Annotated in this window: 10 protein-coding genes and 1 tRNA gene; 8 read left to right on the top strand and 3 right to left on the bottom strand. The window is 52.0% G+C overall.

Features of this window, described 5'->3' with window-relative positions; all coding sequences use genetic code 11:
- Position 1: 1 nt before the first annotated feature.
- A tRNA-Leu gene (locus H0247_RS19290) sits at positions 2–88 on the top strand.
- Positions 89–197: 109 nt separating this feature from the next.
- Here H0247_RS19290 and H0247_RS19285 read toward each other — a convergent pair.
- Both H0247_RS19285 and H0247_RS19280 read right to left on the bottom strand, forming a co-directional pair.
- A complete protein-coding gene (locus H0247_RS19285; RefSeq protein WP_180743972.1) occupies positions 198–488 on the bottom strand; it encodes a DUF1435 domain-containing protein in 291 nt (96 codons plus the stop codon).
- Positions 489–594: 106 nt separating this feature from the next.
- Entirely contained in the window at positions 595–1,497 is a 903-nt protein-coding gene (locus H0247_RS19280; protein ID WP_180743971.1) for a LysR family transcriptional regulator, read from the bottom strand.
- Between the two features lie 129 nt (positions 1,498–1,626).
- Between H0247_RS19280 and budA the strand changes: the two genes are divergently transcribed.
- Positions 1,627–2,409: an acetolactate decarboxylase gene (budA, locus tag H0247_RS19275; RefSeq protein ID WP_180743970.1), complete on the top strand. Its 783-nt coding sequence runs from the start codon at positions 1,627–1,629 to the stop codon at positions 2,407–2,409.
- A 21-nt stretch (positions 2,410–2,430) separates the two neighbouring features.
- A complete protein-coding gene (gene alsS, locus H0247_RS19270) occupies positions 2,431–4,110 on the top strand; it encodes an acetolactate synthase AlsS (RefSeq protein WP_180743969.1) in 1,680 nt (559 codons plus the stop codon).
- A gap of 80 nt (positions 4,111–4,190) precedes the next feature.
- On the opposite strand, the gene fucO is transcribed toward alsS, so the two are convergent.
- On the bottom strand, positions 4,191–5,342 hold the full coding sequence (fucO, locus tag H0247_RS19265; RefSeq protein WP_180743973.1) for a lactaldehyde reductase: 1,152 nt from the start codon (positions 5,340–5,342) through the stop codon (positions 4,191–4,193).
- Positions 5,343–5,900: 558 nt separating this feature from the next.
- Between fucO and gcvT the strand changes: the two genes are divergently transcribed.
- The 5 genes from gcvT to H0247_RS19240 all read left to right on the top strand — a co-directional run.
- Entirely contained in the window at positions 5,901–7,016 is a 1,116-nt protein-coding gene (gene gcvT, locus H0247_RS19260; protein WP_180743968.1) for a glycine cleavage system aminomethyltransferase GcvT, read from the top strand.
- Positions 7,017–7,076: 60 nt separating this feature from the next.
- Complete coding sequence (gene gcvH, locus H0247_RS19255; protein WP_180743967.1) at positions 7,077–7,472, top strand: glycine cleavage system protein GcvH; 396 nt, start codon at positions 7,077–7,079, stop codon at positions 7,470–7,472.
- Between the two features lie 132 nt (positions 7,473–7,604).
- Positions 7,605–10,475, top strand: coding sequence for an aminomethyl-transferring glycine dehydrogenase (gcvP, locus tag H0247_RS19250; RefSeq protein ID WP_180743966.1), 2,871 nt, complete (start codon positions 7,605–7,607; stop codon positions 10,473–10,475).
- Between the two features lie 57 nt (positions 10,476–10,532).
- Entirely contained in the window at positions 10,533–11,249 is a 717-nt protein-coding gene (locus tag H0247_RS19245) for a hypothetical protein (RefSeq protein WP_180743965.1), read from the top strand.
- 124 nt (positions 11,250–11,373) lie between these two features.
- On the top strand, positions 11,374–11,870 hold a 497-nt coding region (locus H0247_RS19240), incomplete at its 3' end, for a PAAR domain-containing protein (protein ID WP_180743964.1).

Genomic DNA, 11,870 nt, shown 5'->3' with positions numbered 1-11,870 from the left:
TGCGAAGGTGGCGGAATTGGTAGACGCGCTAGCTTCAGGTGTTAGTGTCCTTACGGACGTGAGGGTTCAAGTCCCTCTCTTCGCACCACAGATTTTTTCTGTATCTTCCTGATTTCCTTTCCTGCTTATTCTGTTTTTTCCTTTTCTCTCTATCGTCCTTTTCCGCGTTTATTGATCTTTCTGAACAAGTTCACCGTTTACATCGTCGTCATATTAAACGTGACGGACAGCGCCGCCAGTCCGCCAGCCAGTGCAATGCAAGATGGTAGCAATAAATAGTGGCGTAAGCGTTGATGAAACAGCATGACGAGCGTCGCCAGCAGGGCGATGGCGATAATCACTTTCAGGTGCGTCAGGTTAAGATCGAGCAGCGCTAATAGCGGCATGATGGCACAAGGCAACAACACGCCCCAGGCGCTCGACAAATGCTTCCCCATACACCAACTCACGCTCCATAGCCCGCAGGCTGTGATCATTGCTGTCAGCATTTTTCCACCCGTCAAAAGTGATAATGATAACTAATATCATATAAGAATTTATATCAATTACTAGTTTTTTGACGAGCAGATTGGCGGAATTTTCTTCATCAAGGCATTAATTGGGATAAAGGCTGCTCAGATGCTGGCGTATCAGATGGATCATATTCACGATAGTGGGCGATCGTTCATGTTTACGCCAGATAGCCGCAACTTGTGTATGGATTTCGGGCATGCCGATGTCATGATAGGTCACGTTATCGGCCTTAATACAGGCGAGTGATTCCGGCACCAGAGTAATGCCGAAGCCTGCGGCGACCATCCCGATCGTTGCCGTGAGTTGCGGGGCAAAGGGGTTGGGTCTGGGGCCATAGCCTGACAGATAGCAGGTGCGGATAATCATATCGTGCAGCCCCGGGCACACCTCGCGTGGGAAAATAATCAGCGGCTCCTGACGCAGCTCGTTGAGCGAAACCTGCGCTTTATGGCTAAGCGCATGCCCTGCGGGTAACACCAGTTTCATCGGCTCCTCAGCCAAAATTTCCCCGTTAATCTCATCACTGAGATCGCAAGGTAAGCGCAGGAATGCGATATCGATATTGCGTTCTTGCAGCGAAGCGATAAGCGTTGCTGGGGTTTCTTCCCTCGGTAGCGGCTGAACGTGTGGATACTGCTGACAGTAACGATGTAGCAGGGCAAGCACCGTTGGGTGGAACATGGCCGATGGGGAAAAGCCTACGTTCAGGCTTCCTTTTTCACCCCGCGCAATACTTCTGGTCCGTGCGATGGCCGAATCGGTCAACTGCAAAATCTGACGAGCATCCTCATACAGCGCTTGTCCCGCTTCCGTCATTTCTACGCCACGCGTTAGTCGCTTGAACAACGGTGTACCGATCTCCTGCTCGAATTTCTTGATTTGCTGGCTGAGAGGCGGCTGTGACATCCCCAGATTTTCTGCCGCATGCGTGAAATGCTTAGCTTGGGCAACGGCGACAAAATAGCGCAGATAACGTAGCTCCATTTACGTAACTCCATATGTTTCCGATCTTGAAATAGCCTTAATTGCATATTGGAATTTTGTTTTCTCCCGCGTCAATCTTTATCTAAATATTAGTAAAGTTTAAGTAACTGGTGCGGTGAGAAGGAAGGTATGAAAACGAATATCAGTGAACAATCCTGTGAGGAAGCCTTTGCTAGCTATGTATATGATTTTCGTCAGCAGCATGTAGACAGCGTTATTTATCAGACGTCATTAATGAGTGGGCTAATAAATGGCGTATACGAAGGTAGCCGAACGATAGCTGAATTACTGGAATATGGTGACTTTGGATTAGGAACATTTAATAGTTTGGATGGGGAACTGGTTGCGTTAAATAGCCAGATTTTCCAGTTGTTATCCGATGGCAGCGCGCGCGCGGCGAAGCCGGAGCAGAGAACGCCGTTCGCCGTCATGACATTCTTTCGTCCGACGGAAACGATCCATTTTGATCATTGGACGTCGCGCGAAGAGGTACATCGCCAGATCGACGAAATTGTGGGAACGGATAATTTGTTCTGCGCGTTGCGGATTGACGGGAATTTTCGCTGTGTTGAAACCCGTACCGTCCCTCGTCAGTGTCGGCCTTATAAACCGATGCAGGAAGCCGTTGAAGGACAACCGACATTTCATTTTGAACACCGTAACGGCAGTGTTATTGGTTTTCGTAGTCCAGCTTATACCCAGGGAATTAATGTCGCGGGTTACCACGAACATTTCATTACTGACGATCGTCAGGGGGGCGGCCATATTCTTAATTATGACGTCGACCACGGCACGCTGACGTTTGGCGTGATTGCCAAACTGATCATCGATCTGCCTCAGGATCGGGAATTTCTCAATGCCGACCTGTCCTCAGAAAACCTCAACAGTGTCATCAAGTCAGTAGAGAGCTAGTCATTTCATCGGAGTCATGTCATGGAAAAGTCCACCGAACAGCAAAGCTGGAGTAGCGGAGCCGAGCTGATTGTAAAACACCTGGAAGCGCAGGGCGTGAAGCATATTTTTGGTATTCCCGGCGCAAAAATCGATCGCGTGTTTGATGAGCTGGAAGACTCGACAATTCAAACGATCCCGGTACGGCATGAGGCGAACGGCGCGTTTATGGCGGCGGCGATAGGGCGTCTCACGGGCAAAGCGGGGGTGACGCTGGTGACATCCGGTCCCGGCTGTTCCAATCTGGTCACTGGGCTGGCGACGGCGACCGCAGAAGGAGATGCCGTTGTGGCGCTGGGCGGGGCAGTGAAACGGGCTGATAAGCTTAAGCTGACGCACCAGAGCCTCGACACTGTTAGCCTGTTTCAACCGGTGAGTAAATTCAGTGCGGAAATCACCGCCTCCAGTGCGATCTCTGAAGTGCTGGCGAATGCATTCCGAGCGGCAGAAAGTGGCCGTCCTGGTGCAGCGTTTGTCAGCCTGCCGCAGGATATCGTCAATGAACCGGTTATTAGTCCAGTGCTGGCGTGTCCGAATTTGCCGCTGCTAAATGGCGCGCCACATAGTGATGTTGCCGAGGCCGCCAAGCGGCTACGGCAGGCTAAAAATCCGGTGCTGCTGCTCGGATTAATGGCTAGCCAGCAGGAAAATGCACAGGCGCTGCGTCGTTTCCTTCACCATAGCAAACTGCCTGTGACCAGCACGTATCAGGCTGCTGGCGTGATCGATCAGCAGCAGTTCGATCACTTTGCCGGACGTGTCGGATTATTCAACAATCAGGCTGGCGATAAGCTACTGCAACAGGCGGACGTGATCGTGACCGTGGGTTACAGCCCGATTGAGTACGACCCGGTGTTATGGAATAGCGGTAAAGCAACGCTGATCCACATCGATGTATTGCGGGCAGAGATCGATAGCGCTTATCACCCTGATATCGAGCTGCTGGGAAATATCGCGATGACGGTGGATGCGTTGAACGCGTGCATCAGCGAGCCGTTTATCTTATCGGCGGGTACGCAGTCCGTGTTACAGGATCGTCAGCGTCAGCGTCACGATCTCAGTACGCGTGCGATTAAAATGGCGGGGTTTGCCATTCATCCTCTGCGTTTGGTGCGGGCGATGCAGGATATTGTCAACGAGGATGTCACGCTGTGTGTGGATATGGGGAGTTTTCACATCTGGCTGGCGCGTTACCTGTATAGCTTCCGGGCGCGACAGATTCTGATGACCAACGGCCAGCAGACGATGGGCGTAGCGCTACCGTGGGCGATCGCCGCATCGCTGGTGCAGCCCGGCAAAAAAGTGGTGTCCGTCTCCGGTGACGGCGGGTTTATGCAGTCCAGTATGGAGCTGGAAACGGCGGTGAGACTGAAAAGTAATCTCCTGCATATTATCTGGGTGGATAATGGCTACAACATGGTAGAAATCCAGCAACTGCACAAATACCACCGTCCGGCGGGCGTGTCGTTTGGGCCGATTGATTTCAAAGCCTATGCGGAAGCATTTGGCGCAAAAGGATTTGCCGTTGAATCCGCAGATGAGTTGGTCAGTAAACTCCGTCAGGCGATGGACGTTGACGGCCCCGCAGTGATTGCGATTCCCGTTGATTATTCCGACAACCACTGGCTGATGGAGAATCTGAATATTAGTGTGTTGGTTTAGTTTGTATAAATTTTATGCTTGTTTATTTGTGCCCGCATAATACCGATTACGGGCACAAAACGGAGCCTTGCTATAACGCGTTAATAAATCGACCGATACAGCGCTTTAATTTCATCAATGTTCGTATCACGCGGGTTGCCGCCGGTGCAGACATCGTCAAAGGCGGCCTGCGCCAGCGCGGGAATGTCCTCTTCTCTCACACCGACATCGCGCAGTCTCGGTGGAATATCCACATCGTGGGAAAGCTGCCGTACGGCGTTAATAGCGGCTTCTCGCGCCTGAGCAATCGGCATCGTTGCCGCGTCTTTCACCCCCATTGCCACGGCGATGTCTCGGAATTTTTCACCGGTATAATCCGCGTTGTAGGCCATGATATGCGGCAGCAGGATCGCGTTAGCAACGCCGTGCGGGGTGTTGTAAAACGCGCCGAGCGGATGCGCCATGCCGTGTACCAGCCCAAGTCCGACGTTCGAGAATCCCATGCCGGCGATGTATTGCCCCAGCGCCATCTCTTCCACGCCTTTTGGTTTCCCAGCGACGGAATCGCGCAGTGAACGGCTGATAATCTCAATGGCTTTCAGATGCAGCGCATCGGTCAGTTCCCAAGCGGCTTTGGTGGTAAATCCCTCAATGGCGTGCGTCAAGGCGTCAATCCCCGTAGCGGCTTTCAGCGAGGCAGGCATACTCATCATCATGTCGGGATCGACGATGGCGACAATCGGGATGTCGTGCGGATCGACGCACACGAATTTGCGGCGTTTTTCTTCATCCGTGATGACGTAGTTGATGGTGACTTCGGCGGCCGTGCCGGAGGTGGTCGGGATCGCGATAATCGGGACGGCAGGACGTCGGGTGGCGGCAACACCTTCAAGGCTACGCACATCGGCAAATTCGGGGTTATTGATAATAATCCCGATAGCCTTACAGGTGTCCTGCGGTGAGCCACCGCCAATTGCGATCAGGTAATCGGCTTGTGATGCCTTGAAGCGCTCGATGCCCCTTTCCACCACGCTGATGGTTGGATTGGGAATCACTTCATCGTAGATGTCGTAGAGTAATCCTGCTGCATCCAGCTTCGCCGTAACCTTGGTTGTGACACCAAATTTAACTAAATCTTTGTCCGTCACCAGCAGCGCTTTCTTGAATCCTCGCCGCCTCGCTTCATCGACGATATGGGCAATAGCGCCTGCGCCAAAGTAGGACGTTTCGTTAAGAATCATTCTGTTAGCCATCATTTATCTCCTAATCACGTTTGATTTTGATAAAGCGAAAATACATGCTGCATAATTCCCTGTTATTAGTATGGATAAAATCGGCTATCAGTGCCTTCCAACGGCTGCCATGTCATTTTGTGTGTTGGCACGTAGATAAAGACGCCTGAGAAGCCGCTCACAGAATCGTGATGATGGCGGAAGGGAGGGCGTCAGGTTGGGAGTCGTTGTTAGTTTTTGATTGAGAAAATCTAATTTAGGTTTGTTTTTATCATTATATTATCTAATCCGAATGGCGTTTCCAGTTGGATGTCAATGTCTTCATTATCCAGTTTTAATATCATTAATTTGTGTATTGTGCTTATTTAAATGATTCACATGCTTATTTTTGTTAATTGTTAAGCATATTATGCTGATTTGTTTTTTGTGGGCGGCTCGACTTTCTTCGTCTTATATATAATTTATCTTATGACTGAGGATGTGGTTTAACCTGCGCGTCGGTGGTAAGTTCAGTGAGAAGATATCGTTTGCGCAGTGTGTTTTATCGCCTGAACGCCATGCGCTGAAGAGGGATGAAAAATGGCAAAGCAGACTCCGTTGTACCAACAACATCTGGCCGATGGCGCCAAAATGGTGGATTTTCACGGCTGGATGATGCCGCTGCATTACGGTTCCCAACTGGATGAACACCACATTGTGCGTCGGGAAGCAGGCATGTTTGATGTTTCCCACATGACTATCGTCGATTTGCACGGCGTGAGAACGCGTGAATTCCTGCGCTATCTGCTGGCGAATGATGTTGCCAAACTCACACAGCCGGGCAAAGCGCTGTATACCGGCATGCTGAATGCCTCCGGCGGCGTCATCGACGATCTGATCGTTTATTTTCTCAATGAAGACTATTTCCGGCTGGTGGTGAACTCCGCGACCCGTGAAAAAGATCTCGCCTGGATCGGGCAGCATGCTGCGCCGTTCGGGGTTGAAATCCGTGAGCGTGAGGATCTGGCGCTGGTCGCGGTACAAGGTCCGCAGGCGCAGGAAAGAGTGCAGGAATGCCTGAAGGCGAAAGGCTTGAGTGATGCAGACGTGGCTGCTGTCGCCAGCATGAAGCCGTTTTTTGGCAAGCAGGCGGGGGATTTCTTCGTCGCTACGACGGGTTATACGGGCGAAGCCGGTTATGAAATCGCGCTGCCGAATGAGCTGGTGGTCGATTTCTGGCAACAACTGCTGGCAGCTGAAGTGAAGCCATGCGGACTGGGCGCACGCGATACGCTGCGGCTGGAAGCGGGGATGAACCTGTACGGTCAGGATATGGATGAAGGTATTTCGCCGCTGGCGGCCAATATGGGTTGGACAATCGCCTGGCAGCCGGAGGATCGCGAATTTATCGGGCGTGAAGCATTAATGCATCAGCGTGAAAAAGGAACCGATCAACTGGTTGGTTTGGTGCTGACTGAAAAAGGCGTATTGCGCAATGATTTACCTGTGCGCTTTACTGATAGTGATGGCGTGATGCGCGAAGGGGTCATCACTAGCGGATCGTTCTCGCCGACGCTTGGTGTGAGCATCGCGCTGGCGCGTGTTCCGGTGGGAATTGGTGAACAGGCGATTGTGCAGATTCGTAACCGCGAACTGCCTGTCCACGTGACCAAACCCGGCTTTGTCCGTGCTGGAAAAGCCATCGTTCAGTATTAATAGCCGCGTGCTTATCACATATAAGCTCATAGGATTAACGACTTTAGGAAAGGGGATGCAATGAGCAACGTACCAGTAGAATTAAAATACACCACGTCGCATGAATGGGTGCTGCACGAGGGCGACGGTATCTACAGCGTGGGCATTACCGAACACGCGCAGGAGCTTCTGGGTGACATGGTCTTTATCGATTTACCGGAAGTCGGTACGGTCGTCGCGGCAGGCGATGACTGCGCGGTAGCGGAGTCGGTAAAAGCGGCGTCGGATATTTATGCGCCCATTAGCGGTGAGATCGTGGAAGTGAACGACGAGCTGGAAAGCTCCCCTGAACTGGTCAACAGCGCGCCTTATGCCGATGGCTGGCTGTTCCGCATCAGAATTTCTGATGAGTCTGATTTAGACGAACTGCTTGATGCCGAGGGCTATCAGGCTTCTTTGGAAGAAGACGACGAGTAGTTATCGCGCCCCCGGTTTTGCTGAGCTGGGGGCGTTTTGTTTTATGCGCCACGTCGTCTTTCAACGCGGCAGCGATCACGATTGATGCAAGCACGATTAATGCAGGCACGATTGATCAAGGAAAGCACTGTAATGACCCAGACACTCAGTCAACTCGAACATGACGGCGCGTTTATCGAGCGCCATATCGGCCCTTCCATCAGCCAACAGCAGCACATGCTGTCGGTGGTGGGCGCAACGTCGCTGGACGCGCTGATCCGCCAGATTGTTCCGGTGGATATTCAATTGCCCAGCCCGCCAGCGGTAGGAGAAGCGGTGACGGAACATGAAGCGTTAGCTGAACTGAAGGCCATTGCAGGACGCAATCAACGTTATAAAAGCTATATCGGTATGGGCTACAGTGCGGTGCTGATGCCACCGGTAATTTTGCGCAACGTGCTCGAAAACCCAGGCTGGTACACCGCTTATACGCCGTATCAGCCGGAAGTCTCTCAGGGACGTCTTGAAGCGCTGCTAAATTTCCAGCAGGTTACACAGGATTTAACCGGTCTGGACTTGGCCTCCGCCTCGTTGCTGGATGAAGCGACCGCGGCGGCGGAAGCGATGGCGATGGCAAAACGCATCAGCAAACTCAAGCAGGCTGAGCGTTTCTTTGTCGCCGACGACGTGCATCCACAAACGCTGGATGTGGTGCGTACCCGTGCGGAAACCTTTGGTTTTGAGATTGTTGTTGGCAAGGCGGAAGAGGCGCTGAAAGACGATGCGGTGTTTGGCGTACTGCTGCAACAGGTGGGGACGACGGGCGACCTGCACGATTACAGCGACCTGATGGCTGCACTGAAAGCGCGTAAGGTCGTCAGTTGCGTGGCGTCGGACATCATGGCGCTGGTGCTGCTGGCCGCGCCGGGCAAGCAGGGCGCGGATATTGTCTTCGGTTCTGCACAACGCTTTGGCGTGCCGATGGGCTACGGCGGGCCACACGCGGCCTTCTTCGCTTGCCGCGACGAGCATAAACGGGCGATGCCGGGACGTATCATCGGCGTGTCGCGCGATGCGGCAGGCAACACCGCGCTGCGCATGGCGATGCAGACGCGTGAACAGCACATTCGCCGTGAGAAGGCGAACTCCAATATTTGTACCTCGCAGGTATTGCTGGCCAACATTGCCGGAATGTATGCGGTATTCCACGGGCCGGAGGGGCTAAAACGTATCGCAGGACGTATCCATCGTCTGACCGATATTCTGGCGGCAGGATTAACGCAGGGCGGACTGTTACTGCGCCATCGTAGCTGGTTCGACACACTGACAATTGAAGTTGCTGACAAAGACGCGGTACTGAGCCGCGCATTACGTTTTGGCATCAACCTCAGAGCTGATTTAGCCAGTGCCGTAGGTATCACGTTAGATGAAACGACCACGCGTGAAGATGTGCTGACGTTGTTTGCGGTGCTGTTGGGTGACGAGCACGGATTGGATATTGACGCGCTTGATGCGGCGGTTGCTCAGCAGACTGCGACGATCCCAGTTGGGCTGGTACGCCACGACGCGATCCTGTCGCATCCGGTGTTCAACCGCTATCACAGTGAAACCGAGATGATGCGGTATTTGCACCGTCTGGCGCGTAAGGATCTGGCACTGAATCAGGCGATGATCCCGCTGGGTTCCTGCACCATGAAGCTCAACGCGGCGGCGGAAATGCTGCCGATTACCTGGCCGGAATTTGCCGAGCTGCATCCATTCTGCCCGCCGGAACAGGCGCTGGGCTATCGTCAGATGATCGAACAGCTCTCGGGCTGGCTGGTGCAACTGACGGGTTATGACGCGATTTGTATGCAGCCCAACTCAGGTGCACAGGGCGAATATGCGGGGCTGTTGGCGATCCGTCGCTATCATGAAAGTCGCAATGAAGCGGGTCGTCATCTCTGCCTGATCCCGAGTTCCGCCCACGGTACGAACCCAGCATCGGCACAGATGGCGGGGATGGACGTGGTGGTGGTCGCCTGTGACAAGCAGGGCAATATCGATCTGCACGATCTGCGTGAGAAAGCACAGGCGGCGGGCGAGCAGCTTTCCTGCATCATGGTGACCTATCCATCCACTCACGGTGTCTATGAAGAGACGATCCGGGAAGTGTGCCAGATCGTGCATCAATACGGTGGTCAGGTGTATCTGGACGGGGCGAACATGAACGCGCAGGTTGGTATTACGACGCCGGGCTACATTGGCGCAGATGTATCGCACCTGAACCTGCATAAAACCTTCTGTATTCCGCATGGCGGCGGTGGACCGGGTATGGGGCCGATTGGCGTGAAAGCGCATCTGGCGCCGTTTGTACCGGGTCATCAGGTGGTAAAAATGGTTGGTGTATTGACGGAGCAGGGCGCGGTATCGGCGGCGCCGTTCGGCAGTGCCTCCATTCTGCCGATTAGCTGGATGTACATTCGCATGATGGGTGCGGAAGGGTTGAAACAGGCCAGCCAGATGGCGATCCTGAACGCCAACTACATTGCGACGCGCTTACAGCAGGCCTATCCGGTGCTTTACACTGGCCGTGACGGTCGCGTGGCTCACGAATGTATTCTGGATATTCGCCCACTCAAAGAGAGCACGGGTATCAGTGAGATGGATATCGCCAAGCGCCTGATCGACTACGGTTTCCATGCGCCAACCATGTCGTTCCCGGTCGCGGGCACGCTGATGGTAGAGCCAACGGAATCGGAGAGTCAGGTTGAGATCGATCGCTTTATTGATGCGATGTTGGCGATCCGAGCCGAAATCAACCGCGTCGCGCAGGGCGAATGGCCGCTGGATGACAATCCGCTAGTCAACGCACCGCATACACAGGCGGATCTGGTGGCTGACTGGGCGCATCCGTACAGCCGTGAGCTGGCGGTATTCCCGGCAGGCAGCGAACACAAATACTGGCCGAGCGTGAAGCGTCTGGACGATGTGTACGGTGACCGTAATCTGTTCTGCTCGTGTGTGCCGATGAGCGAGTATTAATGCATTAAGCGTGATATCTTGGCCTCGTATGTGTTTTCATGAATACGAGGCTCGTAAATGGATAAAATTAAAAAGGATGATGACATTAAAAAGGATAATAAAATTTTAGGCATAAAGAACAGAACCGAAAATTGGACAACGGTAAACAATCTTTTTGACCTGAAAAATAAAAAGCTAATTTCATACTTAATGAGAAACAATGATGATGAAAGCGAGCCTTTTGATGATGGAGTTCAGGCGAGGCTTGAGTTGTTTTGGTATGGCTATCGTGATTATCTTTTCGATAATAACATTAATTTAAATACGATTAATAATGACGCTATCTATGAACGTTTTTTGCGATTGTTCCCCGACTTACAGAGGAACGTGTTGACATTTCAGAATGGAAATCGGAAGTTTTTACGAATTGAAGAAACGCTGAATTATTCTCTTGAAAGAGAAGATGCCCCATTACTTTTATTTCAGAACATTAGCCACACGGAAATTGATATTGTTATTGAGACGCGAAATAAACTTTATATCGGTGAAGTCAAGGATTCACAAACTTTTGGTGCGAACGGACGTTTGTTTTTACCCCATCAACTGCTTCGGCAATATATTATGGCACGAATACTTATCGATGAACTGGGTAGAAATTTAGACGTTGTACCTTTTATTATTTCAAATAGCGAGAATACAAGAAAAAACGGACAGATACAGCTTATGGTTAATCTTGGTTATCTGGATATGAAAAATGTGTTTACATGGGAGAATAGCGCGCTAGCACTGATGTAGTGAGTATCTCATTTATCACCGCTGTATCAATGTCCTGATACGGGTTTCAGTATTGAATTATCCATAAACAACGTCCAATATTTAGCCATCAAAAGGAAGGATTCACGGTCAAAGGAGAATGACAATGCCGGGTGCCGCCCGTCTTAACGATAGCGGAAGTGGTCATGGCTGCTTCCCCGAAACGCCGATAACCGAAGGCAGTCCTGATGTCATTATTAATGGACAGCCTGCCGCCCGACAGGGTGATACAGTGCAACTGCACGGTTGTCTCTGCCCTAATGCCCCACATGGTGTTCATTCCCGAAAAATTGCCGAAGGTTCATCCACCGTTATTATTAACGGCAAGCCCGCTGCGCGTATTGGGGATGGTATCCACTGTGGAGGGGTGATTATCTCTGGCAGTGGCAACGTCATTATTGGTGATACCCCTTATCGCTCGCCGGTTCATGAATGCGCGAAACAGGCCGCATTAACCCGCGCCCCTATATTAATATTGTCACCGATGCTGACTGTTCCGCCTGTTTACGCTAAATCCTGTTTACAGGATAAAGGCTGTATTCGTCCGAGGACGGAAGCCGAGCCGGTGGAAAACGTTGGCGAAATGGTGTTATTTGCCCAGCC

It is taken from the genome of Pectobacterium sp. CFBP8739, assembly GCF_013449375.1.
GTDB lineage: Bacteria > Pseudomonadota > Gammaproteobacteria > Enterobacterales > Enterobacteriaceae > Pectobacterium.
Note: the sequence above shows the minus strand (reverse complement) of the source record. Positions and strands in the feature narration are given on the sequence as shown.

Coding starts and splice junctions, on each gene's coding strand:
- H0247_RS19285 (WP_180743972.1), bottom strand. CDS start 488: ATGCTGACAGCAATGATCACAGCCTGCGGGCTATGGAGCGTGAGTTGG.
- H0247_RS19280 (WP_180743971.1), bottom strand. CDS start 1,497: ATGGAGCTACGTTATCTGCGCTATTTTGTCGCCGTTGCCCAAGCTAAG.
- budA (WP_180743970.1), top strand. CDS start 1,627: ATGAAAACGAATATCAGTGAACAATCCTGTGAGGAAGCCTTTGCTAGC.
- alsS (WP_180743969.1), top strand. CDS start 2,431: ATGGAAAAGTCCACCGAACAGCAAAGCTGGAGTAGCGGAGCCGAGCTG.
- fucO (WP_180743973.1), bottom strand. CDS start 5,342: ATGGCTAACAGAATGATTCTTAACGAAACGTCCTACTTTGGCGCAGGC.
- gcvT (WP_180743968.1), top strand. CDS start 5,901: ATGGCAAAGCAGACTCCGTTGTACCAACAACATCTGGCCGATGGCGCC.
- gcvH (WP_180743967.1), top strand. CDS start 7,077: ATGAGCAACGTACCAGTAGAATTAAAATACACCACGTCGCATGAATGG.
- gcvP (WP_180743966.1), top strand. CDS start 7,605: ATGACCCAGACACTCAGTCAACTCGAACATGACGGCGCGTTTATCGAG.
- H0247_RS19245 (WP_180743965.1), top strand. CDS start 10,533: ATGGATAAAATTAAAAAGGATGATGACATTAAAAAGGATAATAAAATT.